Origin of the sequence: Hylemonella gracilis, from assembly GCF_004328645.1 — a bacterium.
In the GTDB taxonomy this organism is placed as follows: Bacteria; Pseudomonadota; Gammaproteobacteria; order Burkholderiales; family Burkholderiaceae_C; genus Hylemonella; species Hylemonella gracilis_B.
The window spans coordinates 2964619-2984495 of record NZ_CP031395.1 but is presented as its reverse complement, the minus strand read 5'-3'; the positions used below and the strand labels follow the sequence as shown (position 1 = coordinate 2984495).

The window sequence follows — 19877 nt, the reverse complement described above, 5'->3', positions numbered from 1 at the left end:
GGACCGGGCTCTTGCCCCAGGTCAATCAGCTTGGATGTGTCAGCCAGTCTCCTGGGCGCAAGGAGCAAGGCGGACGCTGGGGCGAGGCCGGCATGGCCCATGCCCCCCGCGCCGCGTGCATGCCGGGCATCCGACAAATTTCCTACCAAGAAAAAAACGCTTCATGAAAGACGTTTCCTCTTCCGTTTTCCTATTCCAACAACGTGGTTTCGGGCTGGGCCTGCTGGGGTCGGTGGCCTTGAGCCTGCTCATGCTGTCGGGCTGCGGAGGGCCCTCGAATGAGGCCGCCGAGTCCAAGACCGCTGAGGCGGCCGCCAACACCCCTGCCTCGACGGAGCTGAGACCCGCCTTGACGGTGACGGTCACCCGCCCCCAGAGCACGCAGCTGGCCGGTGCCCTGCTGGCCAACGGCAACGTGGTGGCCTGGCAGGAGGCCATCATCGGCGCCGAGGTCAACGGCCTGCGCCTGGCCGCCGTGCACGTCAACGTGGGCGACAAGGTGAGTCGTGGTGATGAGCTGGCCCGTTTCGCGAGCGAGATTCCCTACGCCGCGGCCCTGCAGGCCCAGGCCAATTACGAGAACGCCAAGTCCGAGGCCGACCGCGTGCGTGCCCTGGGCGAGGAAGGCATCTATTCCCGCTCACAGCTGACGCAGATCTACACGACAGAGAAAGTGGCCAAGGCCCAATGGGAGGCCGCGCAGGTGACCTTGGCCGCGACTCGCGTGCAGGCGCCGGACGACGGTGTCATCTCGGCGCGCAGCGCCACGGTGGGCGCGGTGGTGAGTTCGGGCAATGAGCTGTTCCGCATGGTGCGTCAGGGCCGCATGGAATGGCGCGCCGAGGTCACGCCCGCCGAGATCGGCCGCGTGAAGGTTGGCCAGCAGGCGGAAGTGACCACCGCCAGCGGCCTGCAGGTGCAGGGTCTGGTGCGCGCCATCGCGCCCGCGGCTGACGTGCAGACGCGCAACATCCTGGTCTATGTGGACCTGCCACGCAACGAGGCCCTCAAGGCCAACACCTTCGCCCGTGGCATCTTCGCGCTGCCCACCAGCGTGGCCCTCACGGTACCCGCGCAGTCCGTCGTGCTGCGTGACGGTCACAGCTACGTTTTCGTGGTGGACGGCCAGAGTCGGGTGAGCCAGCGCAAGGTCGAGGTTGGCCGGCGCGTGGGCGAGCGCGTGGAACTGCTGCAGGGCCTGGCACCGCTGGAAGCGGTGGCGGTGCAGGGCGCGGGGTTCCTCAATGAAGGCGATTTCGTGAAAGTGGTGCAATGAACGTTTCCGCTTGGTCTATCCGCAATCCCATTCCCGCGGCCATGCTCTTCGTCATGTTGACGTTGATGGGGCTGTTTTCCTTCGGCGCCATGAAGGTCCAGAACTTCCCGGACCTGGACTTGCCGACCATCACCGTGGTCGCCTCCCTGCCCGGCGCCTCGCCCAGCCAGCTGGAGAACGACGTCGCGCGCAAGATCGAGAACAGCCTGGCGACCCTGCAGGGCCTCAAGCACATCTACACCAAGGTGCAGGACGGCGTGGTGTCGATGACAGTCGAATTCCGCCTAGAAAAAGGCACGCAGGAGGCGCTGGACGACGTGCGCTCTGCCGTGAGCAAGGTGCGCGGCGATCTGCCGTCCGACCTGCAGGAACCCATCGTCAACAAGGTCGAGCTCGCCGGTGGCGCAGTGCTGGCCTACACGGTGGCATCCGATCGCATGGACGAGGAAGCGCTGTCCTGGTTCGTGGACAACGATGTGTCCAAGTTGCTGCTTTCGGTGCGTGGCGTGGGCGCGGTCAACCGCGTCGGTGGCGTGAACCGCGAGGTGCAGGTGCTGCTCGACCCCTTGCGCCTGCAGTCCCTGGGGGCGACGGCGGCCGACGTGTCGCGTCAGCTCGCGCGGGTGCAGATCGAAAGCGCCGGGGGGCGCGCGGAAATCGGTGGCAGCCAGCAACCGGTGCGCACCATCTCCGCGCTGGGCAGTGCCCAGGAGATCGCGGGCATGCAGATTGCCCTGTCCGATGGCCGCAGCGTGCGTCTGGACCAATTGGCGAGCGTGCGTGACACCATCGCCGACCGCACGGCCGCGGCCTTCCTCGACGGCAAGCCGGTGGTTGGTTTCGAGGTGGCGCGCAGTCGGGGGCCAGCGAGGTGGAGGTGGGGCAGGAAGTACGCGCCAGACTGGCCGAGCTGCGCGTGGCGCGTCCCGATCTGCACATCACCGAATCCTTTGACTTCGTGACGCCGGTGGAGGAAGAATTCAATGCGTCCATGACGCTGTTGTACGAAGGCGCCATCCTGGCCGTGCTGGTGGTCTGGCTCTTCCTGCGCGATTTCCGCGCCACCGTGGTGTCGGCCGTGGCCTTGCCCCTGTCGGCCATCCCGGCCTTCATCGGCATGCATTACCTGGGTTTCACCATCAATGTGGTGACACTGCTCGCGCTCTCGCTGGTCATCGGCATTCTGGTCGACGACGCCATTGTGGAAGTGGAAAACATCGTGCGTCACATGCACATGGGCAAGTCGCCGTACCAGGCCGCCATGGAAGCGGCCGACGAGATTGGCCTGGCCGTGATCGCGACCACCTTCACGCTGATCGCGGTGTTCCTGCCCACGGCCTTCATGGCGGGTGTCCCGGGCAAGTTCTTCAAGCAGTTCGGCTGGACAGCGTCACTGGCGGTCTTTGCTTCGCTGGTGGTGGCGCGGGTGCTCACGCCCATGATGGCGGCCTACCTGCTCAAACCCGTGGTCATGGCCCAGGAGCGGCCGCGCTGGGCGCGCAGCAATGCCTTGCTGGGCAGGCTCTGGGCCTGGATGAACCAGCACGACGAGCCCGCCTGGCTGACGGTTTACCAGCGTTGGGCGGCCTGGTGCATCCGCCACCGCTGGATCACCATGGTGGGCGCCGGCGTGTTCTTCGTGTCATCCGTGATGCTGATTCCGCTGCTGCCCCAGGGTTTCATCCCGCCGGACGACAACTCCCAGACCCAGGTCTATCTGGAGCTGCCACCAGGCGCGACGCTGGAACGAACTGTCGAGACTGCGGAGCACGCGCGCCAGTTGGTGATGGCCGTGCCACACATCAAGTCCATCTACACCACCATCGGCTCGGGGTCGGCGGGCTCCGATCCCTTCGCGCCCCAGGGCGCGGCCGAATCGCGCAAGGCGGCCTTGACGATCCAGTTGGACAAGCGGGGCACGCGTCCGCGCAAGCAGGTGATCGAGAACCAGATCCGCGACGCCATGTCCAATCTGCCGGGCGTGCGCAGCAAGGTGGGTCTGGGCGGTTCGGGTGAGAAATACGTGATGACCTTGACCGGCAACGATCCGAACGCTCTGGCCACGGCCGCGCGGCAGATCGAGCGTGATCTGCGTACCATCCACGGCACGGGCAGCGTGCAGTCCACCGCCGCGCTGGTGCGCACCGAGATCATCGTGACGCCAGACCTAGCCCGCGCCGCGGACCTGGGCGTGACCAGCAGCGCCATTGCCGAGACCCTGCGCATCGCCACCGTGGGCGATTACGACAGCGCCCTGCCCAAGCTCAATCTGGCGCAACGTCAGGTGCCCATCGTCGTCAAACTGGACGAGGCGGCGCGCCATGACCTGTCGGTGCTGGGACGCCTCGCGGTGCCCGGCGCCAAGGGCCCGGTCATGCTGGAGCAGGTGGCCGACCTGAACTTTGGCGGCGGCCCGGCGGTGATCGACCGCTACGACCGCGCGCGCAACATCAACTTCGAGGTCGAGCTCGCGGGCATCGCCCTGGGCGACATGCAGACCGCCGTGGACAAACTGCCCAGCATTCGCAACCTGCCCCCGGGCGTGCGCGTGCTGGAGATCGGTGACGCCGAGATCCAGGGCGAGATGTTCGCCAGCTTTGGCCTGGCCATGCTGACCGGCGTCTTGTGCATCTACATCGTGCTGGTGTTGCTGTTCAAGGCCTTCCTGCATCCCTTCACCATCCTGGCGGCGTTGCCGCTCTCCTTGGGGGGAGCGTTTGTGGCGCTGCTGATCGCGAACAAGAGTTTCTCCATGCCCTCGCTGATCGGTCTCATCATGCTGATGGGGGTCGCGACCAAGAACTCCATCCTGCTGGTCGAGTACGCCATCGAGGCACGCCGTGTCCGTGGCATGAGCCGCCTGGACGCCATCCTCGACGCCTGCCACAAGCGCGCGCGCCCCATCGTGATGACCACCATCGCGATGAGCATGGGCATGCTGCCCATCGCGGTGGGCTGGGGGGCGGCGGACGCCAGCTTCCGCTCGCCCATGGCGATCGCGGTCATCGGTGGCTTGATCACGTCCACCTTCCTGAGTCTGCTGGTGATCCCGGCCCTGTTCACGCTGATCGATGACATCTCGCTTTGGCTGAGGCGCGTGTTTGGGCGCTCCAGCATCTCGTCCGGTGCGCAGGCGGCAGTCCATGCCACCCCCGTCATCGCGCAGCTAAAGCATTGAGGAAAGCACCATGGCCGTGTGCGAAATCCTGAAGATGGGGGACCCGCGCCTGTTGCGCCTGGCGCAGCCGGTGCAGGCGTTCGACACCGACGCGCTGCACCTGTTGGTCAGCGATCTGCTGGACACCATGCATGCGGCCAATGGCGCGGGCCTGGCGGCGCCTCAGATCGGGGTGGACCTGCGCGTGGTGATCTTCGGCAGCGGCCAGCCCAACCCGCGCTATCCGGACGCACCCGTGGTGCCGCGCACGGTGCTGTGCAACCCGGTCATCACGCCGCTGTCCGATGAGGAGCAGCACGATTGGGAAGGCTGCTTGTCGGTGCCCGGGCTGCGTGGCATCGTGCCCCGCTGGCAGCGGATTCGCTACACGGGGTTCGACCAGTACGGTGACCCGATCGACCGCACGGTGGAGGGCTTCCATGCCCGGGTGGTCCAGCATGAATGCGACCACCTGGACGGCAAGCTTTACCCCATGCGGGTGCGGGACTTCACGCGTTTTGGCTTCACCGAGGTGCTTTTTCCAGGGCTGGACCCGACGATTGACGATTGAGGGGGACGGGCCGGTGGTGGTCGCGAACGCCCGCCGGCTGTCTGGCCATCAGGTTTGAGGGAAGGACGGTAAGTCCGCCGCGTGGCGCACGACGTACACACCCAGGCCGCCTTCACGCCCGCGGATGCTGATCTGCTGCTGCGCGAAGGCGGAGAGGTCCAGCTTGCCGCGTTGGGCGACGTCGGTGGAGATCAATAGCTCGCACCCGACATCTTTGGTGGCGGACTCCAGGCGGCTGGCGACATTGACGGCGTCTCCGATGGCGGTGATCGACGTCGCCCGCCCGTAGCCCATCTCGCCGACGATGGCGGGGCCCGCGTGGATGCCCAGCCCGAGGCGCAGTGGCGTGGCCAGATCCTGCGCCAATCGTCTATTCAAGGCCTGCAGCCGCTCACCCATGGCCCGGGCCGCCGTCACGGCCTGTCGCGCGCCTGCCTCCACGCCTTGTTGTTCTCCACTTTGCAGGCCGAACAAGGCCATGATGCCGTCGCCGATGAACTTGTCCAGATACCCGCCAGCGGACTCGATGGCCTCGCCCATTTCCGAGAAGTACTGATTGAGGATGTGCACCACGTCGAAAGGCAGCTTGGTTTCCGACATCTGGGTGAAGCCGCGCAGATCGGCGAACAGGATGACGATCTCCTGCTCCGCGCCGAATTTCATGGGGTCGTAGGGCAGGGCGTCACGGGCCCGGGCATCGGCGGGCAGCAGGGGTGTCACCGCCACGTCGCCCGTGGGACAGAGCTGGCAGGCCAGGCGCACGCGCCCCGGCGCGCGGATGCGCTGGAGTACCCGCTGCTCGCCATCTCGAGGTGGCGGCAGCATTTCCCAGCCTGCGTCGACATGCACCCGGCAGGTGGAGCAGCGCCCACGCCCACCGCAGACCGAGGCATGGGGCACGCCGCCCATGCGGCTGATGTCGAGCACGGAGGCGCCACGCACTGCCTTCACTTCCCGGCCCTGGGGTAGCGCACGCTGATCAGGCCGTGGCGGCGCTCCCAGGTCTGCACCAGTCCGCGCGCCACGGTGGCCAGGATGAGCAGCGTGATGACGATCAGAGCGCCGTAAACCGACTGAGCCGAGTGAGGGTCGGTGGGGATCAGCCAGGCCAGCCAAGCCTGATCCGCATCCCGCCGGGCCACGCCGTAGGGCCCGCTGCCATTGTCGCCGTAGCCACTCCCGTAGCTGCCACCGCCATATCCTCCATAGACACCGCTGTTGGAATTCTCGGCATCGGCGGCCCCATAAGCCCCATAAGTACCCTCGCCGTAAGCAGGTGCCGCGCTGTTCGCCCCGTATCCCTCTCCGTAACTGCTGGTTTGCCCGGAATCCGCGGCACTTTGCACCGCGCGCGCCGCCGCCAGCACCCCCAGCAGTGCCAGCAATGGCACCAGCACTGCCGTGACGGCAAACAGCGTCAACCGCTGCCGGTACCAGCCGCGCAGGCGCAGCCACAGGTGCACGCCGATGCAGCCATGGGTCCAGGCGGCGATGACCAGGGCGAGCTGATTCCACAGCATGGGGCTGCCGCTGATCAGCAGTTGGATGAAGTCGGGGTAGGCCACGGGTTGGCCAGATCCCGTCAGTTGCAGCCGTTCGAGCACCATGGGCGTGGCGTGCAGCGAAAGGCCCAGCAGCGTGAGGATGCCCAGCAGGATGCGCAGGCCCTCGATCCAGGGCATGCGCAGCGTCCGACGGACGATCTGCTTGTAAAGCACCAGCGACAGATGCGTCAGTGCCGCCACTGTGAGCAGCAGCGCGCCCGGCAAGCTGTGCCAGACAAAAAAGAACAGTCGCTGCCCTGCCGCCATGACCTCCGGGGATACCAGGCCCAGTGCATGGTTGATCAGGTGGGTGACGATGAAGGTGAACATCGTCAGGCCCGAGATAAGCCGCAGACGGGTCAGCACGAAGCCGGTGTTGCGCGGCGTGCGCGTGCTCGTGCTCGTGCTCGTGCTCGTGGTGTCAGGGTGTGTGGGCGTGGTGGCGGGGAGGTCCATGCCGGTGATTCTCTTTCACAGGACCGGCGGTCCACAAGTGGTCTGGCCACTTAAAGTCGAAAACGGCGACCAAGTGCACAAGCGGTCCTTGGACGACCGCAGCCAGGTTTTTTTCACGTTCCCTGCATCCAGATCCGCATCCGTTCCGTTCTAGAGATGGAGCGCAATGGTGCGACTCCAAGATCCAATATGACAGGACACTCACATCATGAAAAAAAGCATGCATGCAGCCATCGGCGCAATTTCCGTTTTCCTTCTTGCCGGCGTCGCCCAGGCGCAGTTGGTCATGCACGACGGTGTGCTGACCGGTGCGGGCGGTCGCACGGTCTACACCTTCGACAAGGACGAACCGGGCAAGAGCAACTGCAGCGGCGGGTGCCTCGCCGTGTGGCCGGCATTCACCGCCAAGCCCGAGGCCGTGGCCAAGGGTGAGTTTGGCCTGATCAATACCAGCGGTGGCGCACGCCAGTGGACCGTGCAGGGCAAGCCGCTCTACTATTACGCGGGCGATACCCAGCCCGGAGACCGCAAGGGCGATGGCCAGGGCGGCGTGTGGCATGTGGTCACGCCCAAGTCGGGCGCCAAGTAAGCAAACGCCCGAAGACCAAGGGCGCGACCGAGCCTGCCGGTGACGTATGCTCGGTCGCACTGCACCCTGGAGACTCCCTGGATGGATGACCGTGATGAGGTAAGTCGACTGTTGGCGCGGGTGGCGCTGCGCGATGCCCAGGCCTTCGAAGCGCTGTATCGTCTCGCCGCGGGACGACTGATGGCGGTTGCCTGGCGGGTGACGCAGGACCGCGTCATGGCCGAGGATGTGCTGCAGGACGTGTTTGTATCGATCTGGAATCGATCCACCGAGGGCGCGCCGGGCCAGCACCGGACGCTGGCTTGGCTGTGCGTGGTCACGCGCCACCGGGCCATCGATCTGGTGCGCAAGCGCAAACCCGAAGAGCCACTGCACGGGCAAGGCGACTGTGGTGCCGAGCTCACGCACGATGTTGCGGCTGAAGGTGCCTCGCCCATGGAGCAGTTGCTGGACCATGAGGATGACGCACGACTGGGGCATTGCATGGAGACTCTGGAAACCGAGCCCAGGCGAGCGTTGCTGCTGGCTTTTTACGAAGGCCTGACCCACACCGAAATCGCCAGCCGCATGCGACGTCCCTTGGGGACCATCAAGGCGTGGACCCGGCGCAGCCTGATGCGACTCAAGGGCTGCATGGAGGCCCTGGCATGAACTGGTACCGTGATCCTTCGGCCATCGATCAATTGGCAGCGGCCTATGTGGCGGGTACCTTGCGGGGCCCAGCGCGTCGGCGTTTCGAGAATGTCATGCAGGGCCAACCCGCATTGGTGACGGCCGTGAACGGCTGGACGAAGCGGCTGGCGCCGCTGTACCTCAGCATGCCGCCCCAGGTTCCCAGCGCCCGGCTCTGGCGTCGGATTGCCACGGCGAGCATCGCGCCAGCCAGGGTCGTGAGCCCCTGGTGGCGGCGCTTGCTGACGCCCATGCCCGCCGGTGCCCTGGCACTGGGCTTGACGATGGGTGTCGTGCTGCCCGTCGCGTGGCAGGTCCATGACCGGAATCTGCGCGACATGCAATTGCCCGACAGCTATGTGGGTGTGCTCGGCACGGTCCAGGGGCAGGCGGGCTTGATCGTCTCCAGCCTGCGTGGGGGCAAGGTGGTCGACATCAAGCAGGTCACGCCCGTCACCGTGCCGCCAGGACAAACGTTGTTCCTCTGGCGCATCGACAAGGACGGCGCGGTCGCGCCCATAGCGCCGGTGCCTCAGGGTTCGTGGACTCATCTGGAACTGAACGACTCCGCCGAGCAGGTGTTTTTCCCCGCCGTGGAATTGGCTGTGTCCCTGGAGTCCGTGGGCACCCGTCCGAACGCGCCGACGCAGCCCTTTGTCTACCGTGGCTTGTGCGGCAAGCTCTGGCGTTAGCGTTAGGCGGGCCCGAGGCCTCAGGAAGCCAGAACGTCGAGCAGCTCGGTTTCGATCGCGATCTGCGCGCGGTTGTTCTGCAGCTCGGGGCCGTCGATCAGGAAAGTGTCGTCCACCCGCTCACCCAAGGTATTGACCTTGGCCAGTTGCAGGTTGATGCGGTGGTGGGCCAGCACGCGGGCGATCTTGTAGAGCAGGCCTGTCTGATCGCTGGCGGTGATGCTGAGCAGCCAGCGCTGGGCCTTGTCGTCGGGCTTGAGGCTCACCCGCGGCATGACGGGGAAATGCTTGACGCGCCGCGATAGCCGTCCCTTGCTGGGGGCCGGCAGGGGAGCAGCCTCGGTGATGGTGCGGCGCAGTTCGTTTTCAACCTGGCTCAGGATGGTCCGCGAGGGCTCGGCGTCGCGCGCCTGTTGCGTGCCGGGCACGACGACCTGGAAGGTATCGAGCGCGTAGCCGTTGCGCGCGGTGTGGATGCGCGCGTCCAGGATGCTGAACTCGCTCTGGTCGAAGTAGCCGCAGATGCGTGCGAACAGGTCGGGCGCGTCCGGGGTGTAGACCAGCACCTGCAGCCCCTCGCCCGCCGGTGAAGGCCGCGCGCGCACCAGGGTCTCGCCCGAGCCCACGTGTCGCCAGAGTTGCTGTGTGTGCCAGGCGATGTCGTCCGCGTCGTGGCGCATGAAGTAGCTCACGTCCAGGGTCTTCCACAGCGCCTCATGGGCCTGGGCGGGCGCCTGGCTTTCGGCGGCGCGGAACTGCGCGAGCGCCGCGTGCCGATGGGCTTCGATTTCCGCGTGTGGTGCGGGGGCAGGGCCATCCATTCCGTTGCGCAGCACGCGCAAGGTGTAGCGGTAGAGGTCTTCCAGCAGCTTGCCCTTCCAGGCGTTCCAGACCTTCGGCGAGGTGCCGCGGATGTCGGCCACAGTCAGCAGGTAGAGCGCGGTGAGGTGGCGCTCATCGCCGACCTGGCGCGCGAAATCCGCGATGACCTGGGGGTCGCTCAGGTCGCTCTTTTGAGCAATCCGGCTCATGGACAGGTGTTCCCGCACCAGGAACTCGATCAGCCCCGCATCCTCGCGCGAAATGCCGTGCTCGCGCGCGAAGCGGCGCACCTCATCGGCGCCCAGGTCGGAATGGTCGCCGCCCCGGCCCTTGGCGATGTCATGGAAGAGGGCCGCGGCGTAGAGGATCCAGGGCTGGTCCCAGGCGGCGGCGAGCTGGGAGCAGAAGGGGTACTCGTGCGCGTGCTCGGCCATGAAGAAGCGGCGCATGTTGCGCAGCACCATCAGGATGTGCTGGTCGACCGTGTAGACGTGGAACAGGTCGTGCTGCATCTGGCCGACGATGCGGCGAAAGGGCCAGAGGTAACGGCCCAGCACCGAGGTCTGGTTCATCAGCCGCATCGCGTGCGTGATGCCCTGTGGCTGCTGGAGGATGCGCAGGAAGGTTGCTCGATTGACCGGGTCCTGGCGGAACTTCGCCGTCATCAGGTTGCGCGCGTTGTAGAGCGCGCGCAGCGTGCGCGCCGACAGCCCCTTGATGCCCTGGGTGGTCTGATAGACGAGGAAGGTTTCCAGGATGGCATGCGGCTGTTGCTGGTAGAGCCGGTCATCCGCCACCTCGATCAGGCCGCCGCGGTCCAGGAAGCGGGCGTTGATGGGCACGGGCGCCTGCGTCTTGGGGTTGAGTTGCGCCTCGATGTTGAGCAATAGGATCTGCCGCAGCTGCGTCACGGCCTTGGCGGCCCAGTAGTAGTGGCGCATCAGCGCCTCGCTGGCGCGTACCTTGGTCTTGACCTCGGAGGAATCTGAACCGTAGCCGAAACGCGCCGCCACGGCCGTCTGCAGGTCGAAGACCAGCCGGTCCTCGCGCCGCCCCGCCGTCAGGTGCAGGCGCAGGCGGATCAGCGCCAGCATGGCCTCGTTGCGCTTGATCTGGCGGACCTCGAAGGGCGTCGCCAGGCCCTTGCGCGCCAGTTCGTCCCAGCTCTTGCCGTAACCCGCCGCGCGCGCGACCCAGAGGATGGTCTGCAGGTCGCGCAGGCCGCCGGGGCTTTCCTTGCAGTTGGGCTCCAGCGCGTAGGGCGTGTCCTCGAACTTGTTGTGGCGCTGCTCCAGCTCCAGTGTCTTGGCGACGAAAAAGGCCTGCGGGTCCAGCGCGGCCTTGAAGCGGCGCTGGAAGTTGCGGTAGAGCGTGGCATTGCCGCAGATGGCGCGGGATTCGAGCAGCGCGGTCTGCACCGTCACGTCTTTCTCGGCCTCGGCCAGGCATTCGTCGATGGTGCGCACCGAGGAGCCGATTTCCAGGCCCGCGTCCCAGCAGCCGCTGATGAAGGTCTCGATGCGCTGGCGCAGTGTTTCATCGGCATCCGGGCCGTCGACCATCCAGCCCGTGGGCAGCAGCAGCAGCACGTCGATGTCGGAGGCGGGGTAGAGCTCGCCACGGCCGAAGCCGCCCACGGCGACCAGGGTGGGGCGCGGGCCGAAACCGGCCTGCTGCCACAGCGTCTGCAGCGTGTCGTCGGCCAGCCGTGCCAGGCGGCGCAGCACGCCATGCACGCCGCGCGTGGAGGTGCCGCCTTCGCCGATGGCGGCCAGCACCTCGGCCTTGCGGGCTTGGTGTTGTTGGCGCAATGCTTGAGGCGTGGTCGCTTTCATGGCGACAAGTCCGAAAGAAGGCAGCGCGCGGGCGCGGGAAGATCGCAGAGGATGGCTCAGGCTGCCACGGAGGCCGCCGCATCCAACCGGGGCTGCGCGAAGTTCTTCACGAAGGCCGGCGGCGGCGGGCTGCCAGCCGAGAGCGTGAGCACCTCGTAACCCGTGGGCGTGACCAGGATCGTGTGTTCCCACTGCGCGGACAGCGAGTGGTCCTTGGTGACGATGGTCCAGCCGTCGTTGAGTTCCTTCACTTCGCGGCGGCCCGCGTTGATCATGGGTTCGATGGTGAAGGTCATGCCGGGCTTGAGTTCTTCGCCCGTGCCGGGGCGGCCGTAGTGCAGCACCTGCGGGTCTTCGTGGAAGACTTGGCCGATGCCGTGGCCGCAGTACTCGCGCACGATGGAAAAACCATGGCCTTCGGCGAATTTCTGGATGGCCGCGCCCACGTCGCCCAGGCGCGCGCCGGGCTTCACCTGTTCGATGCCCATCCACATGGCGTCGTAGGTCAACGCGCACAGGCGCTTGGCGGCGATGGACACCTCGCCGATCAGGTACATACGGCTGTTGTCACCGTACCAGCCGTCCTTGGTGATCACAGTCACGTCCACGTTCATGATGTCGCCCTTCTTGAGCGGCTTGTCATTCGGGATTCCGTGGCAGACCACGTGGTTGACCGAGGTGCACAGGTGTGCCGGATAGGGCGGGTAGCCCGGCGGCTGGTAACCGATGGTGGCGGAGACCGTGCCCTGGGCCTGCATGCATTCCAGCGCCAGGCGGTCAACTTCCTTGGTGGTGATGCCAGGCTGGATGTGCGGGGTGATGTAGTCCAACACTTCGGAGGCCAGGCGACAGGCCTCACGCATCCCGGCGATGCCTGCCTCGTCTTTGTAGGTGATGCTCATGGGGTGAATTATCCTCTTTCGTCGCGGACATGGCATGGCGGGCGGGCAGTGGGCTGGCGCAAGGGCGGGAGGGTAAAATCGCGGGCTTTCCTCCCGGCTTGAGTGCCACCAGACGCTGGTGGCGGCGGCTCGCACTCTCCTCTCCACAGGCCACCACTGTGACTCTCCACATCACTTCCTTTGAAGGCGGCAGCGCCCTCAGCCCCTACCGTGCCCGGCAGCTGCTGCCCCGGTTGCAGGCCATCCACGACAAGATCAGCGGCGTCGTGGCCCGTTATGTGCACCTCGTGGCGACCGAAACCCCGCTCGCGCCGGCCGAACGGCAGCGCTGGGCCGCGCTGCTCGACTACGGTGAACCTCACACAGGCACGGGGGACGGAATGCTGGTGGTGGTCGCGCCACGCCTGGGCACCGTCTCGCCCTGGGCGTCCAAGGCGACCGACATCGCGCGCAATTGCGGCCTGGGTGACAGCGGCGGCGCCCTGCATCGCGTGGAGCGTGTCGTCGAATACCGCCTGCTGCTGAAGTCGGGCCTGCTGGGTCAGGCCGCCGCGCTGAGCGCCGAGCAACTGGGCCGCGTCGCGGCCCTGCTGCATGACCGCATGACCGAGAGCGCGCTGGCCAGCCGCGACGAAGCCCAGGCCCTGTTCACGGCCCTGCAGGCCGTGCCCATGGACCATGTGGACGTGTTGGGCGGTGGCAAGGCCGCGCTGCGGCAGGCCAATGCCGACTGGGGCCTGGCCCTGGCGGACGATGAGATCGACTACCTGGAAGCCGCGTTCAAGGGCTTGCAACGCAACCCCACCGACGTGGAGCTGATGATGTTCGCGCAGGCCAACAGCGAACACTGCCGCCACAAGATCTTCAACGCCGATTTCACGATCGACGGTGAAAAACAGACCAAGAGCCTGTTCGGCATGATCCGCCACACCCACCAGACCAGTCCGCAGCACACGGTGGTGGCTTATTCGGACAATGCCTCCGTCATGGAAGGCATGCCCGTCGAGCGTTTCGTGGCGCGTTTTGACGCGGCCGGTGACGAGGATGGGGAAGGCACACTGCGCGCGCCGGTCTACGAGAAGTCTTCGGCCCTGAGCCATGTGTTGATGAAGGTGGAGACACATAACCACCCGACGGCGATTTCGCCTTTTCCCGGCGCGTCCACCGGCGCAGGCGGTGAGATTCGCGACGAGGGCGCGACCGGGCGCGGTTCACGCCCCAAGGCCGGCCTGACGGGTTTCACGGTGTCCAAGCTCTGGGGTGGCTGGTCCGATCAGGCGGGCGGCAAGCCCGAGCACATCGCCAGCCCGCTGCAGATCATGATCGACGGCCCGCTGGGTGGTGCCGCTTTCAACAACGAGTTTGGTCGCCCCAATCTCGCGGGTTATTTCCGCGAGTACGAGCAGACGGTTGCGAGTGACGTCGACACGGTGCAGCGCGGCTACCACAAGCCCATCATGATCGCGGGTGGGGTGGGCGCGATCGACGCGACGCAGACAAAGAAGATTCTGTTTCCCGCCGGCACGCTGCTGATCCAGCTGGGTGGCCCCGGCATGCGCATCGGCATGGGCGGTGGCGCGGCCAGCTCCATGGCCACGGGCGCGAACGCGGCCGAACTGGACTTTGATTCTGTGCAGCGGGGTAACCCCGAGATCGAGCGCCGCGCGCAGGAGGTCATCAACCACTGCTGGTCGCAAGGCGACAAGAATCCCATCCTCGCGATCCACGACGTCGGTGCAGGCGGTCTGTCCAACGCCTTTCCCGAAATCACCAACGACGCGGGCCGTGGCGCACGCTTCGACCTGCGCGCCGTCCCGCTCGAAGAATCGGGTCTGGCGCCCAAGGAAATCTGGTGCAATGAGAGCCAGGAACGGTATGTGCTGGCCATTGCGCCCGAATCGCTGCCACAGTTCAAAGCCTTCTGTGAACGCGAGCGCTGCCCGTACGCGGTGGTGGGCGTGGCGACCGAGGTGCGCGACCTGGTGCTGGCTGACGAGGGGAATGAATCGCCTGTCCAGATGCCCATGGACGTGCTGCTGGGCAAGCCGCCCAAGATGCACCGTGACGTCAGGACCATCGCGCGCCGTTTCAAGCCGCTGGACTTGAGCGGTGTCACGCTGCAGCAGGCTGTCATCGACGTGCTGGCGCACCCGACCGTCGCCTCCAAGCGCTTCCTCATCACCATCGGCGACCGCACCGTGGGGGGCCTCACGCACCGCGACCAGATGGTCGGCCCCTGGCAAATCCCCGTGGCGGATTGCGCGGTCACGCTGGCCGACTACGCCGGCTTTGCGGGCGAGGCCATGAGTATGGGCGAGCGCACGCCGCTGGCCGCGCTGGATGCGCCCGCCTCGGGTCGCATGGCCGTGGCCGAGGCCATCACCAACCTGCTGGCCGCGCCCATCGAGTTGCCGCGCGTCAAGCTGTCCGCCAACTGGATGGCGGCCTGCGGTGAGCCGGGCGAGGACGCCGCCCTCTACGCCACCGTGCGCGCCGTGGGCATGGAACTGTGCCCGGCGCTGGGCATCAGCATCCCCGTGGGCAAGGACAGCCTGTCCATGCGCACCGTGTGGACAGACCCCTCCGGGAGTGGGAAAAACGATGCAGGCGCGGCGAAGAAAGTCACCTCGCCCGTGTCCCTCATCGTCTCGGCCTTTGCCACCTTGCCCGACGTGCGCGGCACCTTCACGCCGCAGCTGGTGCGCGAGGGCGACACGACCCTGCTGCTGATCGACCTGGGGCGTGGCCGCAGGCGCATGGGCGGCAGCATCCTGTCCCAGGTGCTGGGGCAGACGGGCCATGAAGTGCCCGACCTGGACGATCCGCAGGACCTGGTGAACCTTGTCAATGCGGTGAACGCGCTGCGCGCGCAGGGCCGCATCTTGGCCTACCACGACCGCAGCGACGGCGGCCTGCTGGCCGCCGTGGCCGAGATGGCTTTCGCGGGCCAAGTGGGTGTGGCGCTGAACGTGGACCTGCTGGTGACCGAAGGCGACGGCATCAGTGACAGCCGCATGGATTCGGGCGACGCCAAGAACTGGACGCAGCAGATCGGCGCGCGGCGCGACGAGCTCACGCTGCAGGTCCTGTTCAACGAAGAACTGGGCGCGGTGCTGCAGGTCCGGACCGCGGAGCGTGATGCGGTGCTAGCCGTGTTGCGCGAGCATGGTTTGTCCAGACATAGCCACGTGATCGGCAAGACGCGCCCGGCGGGCAGCGAGGTCCCGGCGGGCGTGGGCGAGTTGCAGGTCTGGCGCGACGCCAAGGCCGTGTTCACGGCCAAGCTGGTCGATCTGCAGCAGGTCTGGGACAGCGTGAGCTGGAAGATCAGTCAGCTGCGCGACAACCCGGCCGGCGCGGATGCCGAGCACGCCATCGCGGGCGCGGGCACCGCCCAGGGTGATCCTGGCCTGCACGTGCACCTGAGCTTCGACCCCGCCGAGGGCCTGGCACCCGCGCTGCTCCAGGCCCGACCCAAGGTGGCCATCCTGCGCGAGCAGGGCGTGAACTCGCAGGTCGAGATGGCGTATTGCTTCACCGAAGCCGGCTTTGAGGCCTACGATGTCCACATGACCGATCTGCAGTCGGGCCGTGCGCGGCTGGCGGATTTCAAGGGTTTCGTGGCCTGCGGTGGGTTCAGCTATGGCGACACCCTGGGCGCGGGCATCGGCTGGGCGCGCAGCATTCTGTTCAACGAACGCCTGTCGCAGGAGTTCCAGGCCTTCTTCGGGCGCACCGACACCTTTGCCCTGGGCGTCTGCAACGGCTGCCAGATGCTGGCCGAGCTGGCGGACATCATCCCGGGCGCCGAGGCCTGGCCGCGCTTCACCCACAACCCCAATGGCTACCAGGCGCGGCTGTCGCAGGTCGAGGTGCTGGCCTCACCCAGCATCTTCTTCGCCGGCATGGCCGGCAGCCGCCTGCCCATCGCGGTGGCGCATGGTGAGGGGCACGCCAACTTCACGCGGCGCGGCAACCCGGCACAGGCCATCGCGGCCATGCGTTTCGTGGATCACCACGGCCGTGCGACGGAAGCCTTCCCCGCCAACCCGAACGGCAGCCCCGGCGGCCTGACGGCAGTGACCACGGCCGATGGCCGCTTCACGGCCATGATGCCGCACGCCGAACGGGTCTTCCGCAACATCCAGTTCAGCTGGACGCCGCTCGACCCGAACCTGCCCAGCCCCTGGGCACGGCTGTGGCGCAATGCCCGCCGCTGGGTCGGCTGAGCAGAACCCAGAGCGGGAACCCGACCATGCCCATGCGCCAGCTCCGCGTTCCCCTGTTCTGGTTGGCCCTGGGGTATGCCGGCTTGGTACTCATCCTGGCCTGGCAGCTCAAGCGCGGGCATGACCTGGCGCTGGCGCGCGCGAGTGACCATGCGGACCATCTGGTGCAGACGCTGGACGCTCAACTGTCCGGTGGCTTGCGTCGCGTCGAAAGCAGCCTGCACCAGATCGCGCAGCGCCTGCCGCGCGCGGCGCTGAGCCGGGAGGTGAGGAGCAGTCACAACGCAGAGGTCTTGGGCCTGCTGCGCTCCTACCAGGAAAGCTTTCCCGAACTGGGGCAGTTCTTCGTCTGGGACCGCACGGGGCGCCTGCTGTACGGCACGGCCCCCCCGCAAGGTGTCGCCGCCTCGCCGGAGCCCGGGGCTCAGACGGCACTGCGGGTCTTGCGCCAGAACACCAAGACCACCATCCTCTATGCCGATGCGCTGGACATGGCGAGTGTGTCCGCGGACCGACTGGCCGTCGATGTCTACGCACCGGTGCGTGACGGCTCGGGGCATCTGCTCGGCATGGTCAACGCGACCTTGAACCTCGCCCATTTCCGGCGTTGGTTCCTGGACATGGACCTGCCGCCGGACAGCCTGCTGGCGGTGTTCGGCAGCCGCACGCACAAGCCCCTGCTGCAGCACCCGCTGGATCCGGGTTACAGCTTCGGTTTGTCAGCGGGCGAGACCGTGCAGCGCCGGGTCAGCGCGGGCGAAATGGGAGGGCGCGAGCGCTACACGCCGACCCTCGATGGCCTGCCTCGGCTCTATGCCTTCCGCAAGCTGGAGGAACATCCCTTTTATGCCGTCGTGGGCATGTCCGAGCGCGACGCCCTGGAGGGCTGGCGGGGGGAACTCCTTTTCATCGCCATCGCCGTGGTGCTGCTGGCCGCGCTCTTCAGCTTCCTGCTGCTGCGCATGCGTGCCATCCAGGGGCAACGCATCGCGGCGCGGCGGCAGGCTGACGAGGCCTCGGCCCTGCTGCGCGACGCGCTGGAAAGCATTTCGGTCGGCATCGTCATCTACGACGCGCAGGACCGGCTGGTCATGAGCAACCAGGCCATGCAGGATCTCTACAAGGAAATCCGCCACCTGCTGGACCACCCGGGCATCCAGTTCGAGGACCTGATGCGCGCGGCGCTGGCCAGCGGCTTGTTCCCCGAGGCGCAGGGCCACGAAGAGGCCTGGCTGGCCGAGCGCATGCAGGCGCGTCGCTCCGCGAGCGGCTTGCCTTACGAGCAGGCGCTGCGCGATGGACGCTGGGTGCAGTACAGCGAGCACCGTACCCGCAGTGGCCACTTGGTCGGCAGCCGCATCGACATCACCGAGCGCAAGCAATTGGAGGCCGAGTTGCGCGAGCAGGCCAGCACCGATGCCTTGACCGGACTGGCCAACCGTCGCCATTTCATGCAAAACCTGGAAAGCGAGCTGGAACGCGTGCGCCGCCGCAATACCTTGCGCGCTTGCGTGCTGATGCTGGACCTGGACCACTTCAAGCGCGTGAATGACCAGTACGGCCACGCGGCAGGCGACAGCCTGCTGCGCCATTTCGCCGATCTGCTGCGCGACGAGCTGCGTGGCACCGACACTGCGGGGCGCCTCGGTGGCGAGGAATTCGCGGTCATCCTGCCAGGCAGTGGCATGGAAGATGCGCGCATCTGGGCGCAGCGCCTGTGCGATGCCGTCTCCGCGCGCCCGCTGGCCTGGGGTGCACGGCAGATCCACGCGACGGTCAGCGTGGGCGTCGCCATTCTCAGTCCGGACGATGGCGCGGCGGACGCCGCCCTCTCGCGCGCGGATGCGGCGCTTTATCGCGCCAAGGAAGCCGGGCGCAACCGGGTGGAGGTGGAATGATCCTCCCCCTGAGGCGCTACGCGCGCCCGGTGCCGATTGCCAGAGGCAATGGCTCCTCGGCCTGTCCAAGCCTGCGCGGGCAGGCTTGGAGCCGCAGCCCTCGGCCCCCTGAACGCCAACCTTCTGTGGCAGGGGGGACGACTCAGCGGCTAGGGCATTGCCAGTTCCGCGAGTGCCCGGGTATTTAGAGTGGAGTGGTCATGTGCCCCAGTCCGCCATCAAATGGGCTGCTGCGACTTCTGGATTCGCCTCGGCCATGATGGCGCGCACCACGGCCAGGGAGCCGACGCCGGTGGCCTTGATCACGGGCAGTTCCGCCGCCGAAATGCCGCCAATGGCCACGCCGGGGTAGCCCGCCTGCTGCACCAGTCGCGCATAAACGGCCAGCCGGCCCGGGCCTTGCGGTGCGGTGGCCATTTGCTTCAGCGTGGTCGGGTAGACCGCGCCCATGGCGATGTAACTGGGCTGCAGCGCGGCGGCGCGTTGCATCTCGGCGTAGCCGTGGGTGGACAGGCCCAGGCGCAGGCCGCTGGCCCGGAGGGCTTCGAAGCCCTCCACCATGGCCGCCGCATCCATGTCCTCCTGGCCCAGGTGCACGCCCAGGAAGTCGAGGTGGCTCGCGTCGGTCGCCAAGACCTCCAGGGTCTCGCGCCAGTGGTCGTTGATGAACAGCAGGCTGCGTGAGCCGCTTTGCCGGTGGGTGGCGCTCACGGCTTCGATGGCGGCGCGGACTTCGCGCCGCACGGCCAGCGGGTCCGGGGATTTGAAACGCAGCTGCAGTGTGGGTATGCCGGCTTGGGCCATGCGGCCCACCCACTGCGCGTCCGGCAGCACGGCGTAGACGCCCAGACGGGGTGGGCAGCTTGCGAAGGCCTTCGACGCCCCCGAAGCGCTGGTGCCCTCGTCACGCGGGCGCAGGCCGAAGTCCGAAGCCTGGACTGGCCACAGGTCTGGGTCGAAACGGCCGGTGCGCCGCGACTGCGCCAGCCAGGCGCGCGCCAGGCATTCGGCGTCGACTTCGATGAAACCCAGGGCCAGTGCCGCCTGCAGGGCGGCGCGGTAGATCGGGTCATCGAGGCTGTAGCGTGGCTGCGGCTGGCCGACGACGGGAATGGCCTTGTCGGGATGGGCCGCGACGATGGCGCGCGCGTTGGTGGTCAGCGGGGTCACGTCGATGGCGCTTTCACGTTGAGCAAAGCTTGGACCTCAAGAAGCGAATGATGCGGGGAACGCC

General features: G+C 67.0%; 12 protein-coding genes and 1 pseudogene. 8 read left to right on the top strand and 5 right to left on the bottom strand.

The window, feature by feature from the left end:
* Window positions 1-163: 163 nt before the first annotated feature.
* From DW355_RS13990 to def, 3 genes and pseudogenes are all read left to right on the top strand, one after another.
* Window positions 164-1276 (top strand): efflux RND transporter periplasmic adaptor subunit, encoded by a 1113-nt coding sequence (locus tag DW355_RS13990; protein ID WP_131280925.1) that lies wholly within the window; start codon window positions 164-166, stop codon window positions 1274-1276.
* A pseudogene (locus DW355_RS13985) lies at window positions 1273-4454 on the top strand (efflux RND transporter permease subunit). Before DW355_RS13990 ends, DW355_RS13985 begins: the two are co-directional and overlap by 4 nt.
* 10 nt (window positions 4455-4464) lie before the next feature.
* Window positions 4465-5004, top strand: coding sequence for a peptide deformylase (gene def / locus DW355_RS13980; RefSeq protein ID WP_131280923.1), 540 nt, complete (start codon window positions 4465-4467; stop codon window positions 5002-5004).
* 48 nt (window positions 5005-5052) lie between these two features.
* Here the strand turns inward: def and DW355_RS13975 are convergent, their stop codons facing one another.
* Window positions 5053-5955: an adenylate/guanylate cyclase domain-containing protein gene (locus tag DW355_RS13975; protein WP_165493202.1), complete on the bottom strand. Its 903-nt coding sequence runs from the start codon at window positions 5953-5955 to the stop codon at window positions 5053-5055.
* Window positions 5952-7004, bottom strand: coding sequence for a hypothetical protein (locus tag DW355_RS13970; RefSeq protein WP_131280919.1), 1053 nt, complete (start codon window positions 7002-7004; stop codon window positions 5952-5954). Before DW355_RS13970 ends, DW355_RS13975 begins: the two co-directional genes overlap by 4 nt.
* A 208-nt stretch (window positions 7005-7212) precedes the next feature.
* Here DW355_RS13970 and DW355_RS13965 point away from each other — a divergent pair, with 208 nt between their 5' ends.
* The 3 genes from DW355_RS13965 to DW355_RS13955 all read left to right on the top strand — a co-directional run bounded on the left by DW355_RS13965 (window position 7213) and on the right by DW355_RS13955 (window position 8957).
* Window positions 7213-7593 carry a COG4315 family predicted lipoprotein gene (locus DW355_RS13965; RefSeq protein WP_131280917.1) on the top strand — a complete coding sequence of 127 codons (381 nt, stop codon included), beginning with the start codon at window positions 7213-7215 and terminating at the stop codon, window positions 7591-7593.
* A gap of 81 nt (window positions 7594-7674) precedes the next feature.
* A complete protein-coding gene (locus DW355_RS13960) occupies window positions 7675-8244 on the top strand; it encodes a sigma-70 family RNA polymerase sigma factor (protein ID WP_131280915.1) in 570 nt (189 codons plus the stop codon).
* The gene (locus DW355_RS13955) at window positions 8241-8957 is read left to right on the top strand and encodes an anti-sigma factor (protein WP_131280913.1); all 717 of its coding nucleotides are present in this window, start codon (window positions 8241-8243) and stop codon (window positions 8955-8957) included. The genes DW355_RS13960 and DW355_RS13955 overlap by 4 nt, the downstream gene beginning before the upstream one ends.
* A 20-nt stretch (window positions 8958-8977) precedes the next feature.
* On the opposite strand, the gene DW355_RS13950 is transcribed toward DW355_RS13955, so the two are convergent.
* Entirely contained in the window at window positions 8978-11614 is a 2637-nt protein-coding gene (locus DW355_RS13950) for a [protein-PII] uridylyltransferase (protein WP_131280911.1), read from the bottom strand.
* A gap of 56 nt (window positions 11615-11670) precedes the next feature.
* A complete protein-coding gene (gene map, locus DW355_RS13945; protein ID WP_131280909.1) occupies window positions 11671-12552 on the bottom strand; it encodes a type I methionyl aminopeptidase in 882 nt (293 codons plus the stop codon).
* A 122-nt stretch (window positions 12553-12674) separates the two neighbouring features.
* Here map and purL point away from each other — a divergent pair, with 122 nt between their 5' ends.
* Both purL and DW355_RS13935 read left to right on the top strand, forming a co-directional pair.
* A complete protein-coding gene (purL, locus tag DW355_RS13940) occupies window positions 12675-16745 on the top strand; it encodes a phosphoribosylformylglycinamidine synthase (RefSeq protein WP_131280908.1) in 4071 nt (1356 codons plus the stop codon).
* Between the two features lie 26 nt (window positions 16746-16771).
* On the top strand, window positions 16772-18643 hold the full coding sequence (locus tag DW355_RS13935; RefSeq protein WP_131280906.1) for a sensor domain-containing diguanylate cyclase: 1872 nt from the start codon (window positions 16772-16774) through the stop codon (window positions 18641-18643).
* A gap of 198 nt (window positions 18644-18841) precedes the next feature.
* Here DW355_RS13935 and DW355_RS13930 read toward each other — a convergent pair whose 3' ends face one another.
* Entirely contained in the window at window positions 18842-19813 is a 972-nt protein-coding gene (locus DW355_RS13930; protein WP_131280904.1) for a thiamine phosphate synthase, read from the bottom strand.
* Between the last annotated feature and the right edge of the window lie 64 nt (window positions 19814-19877).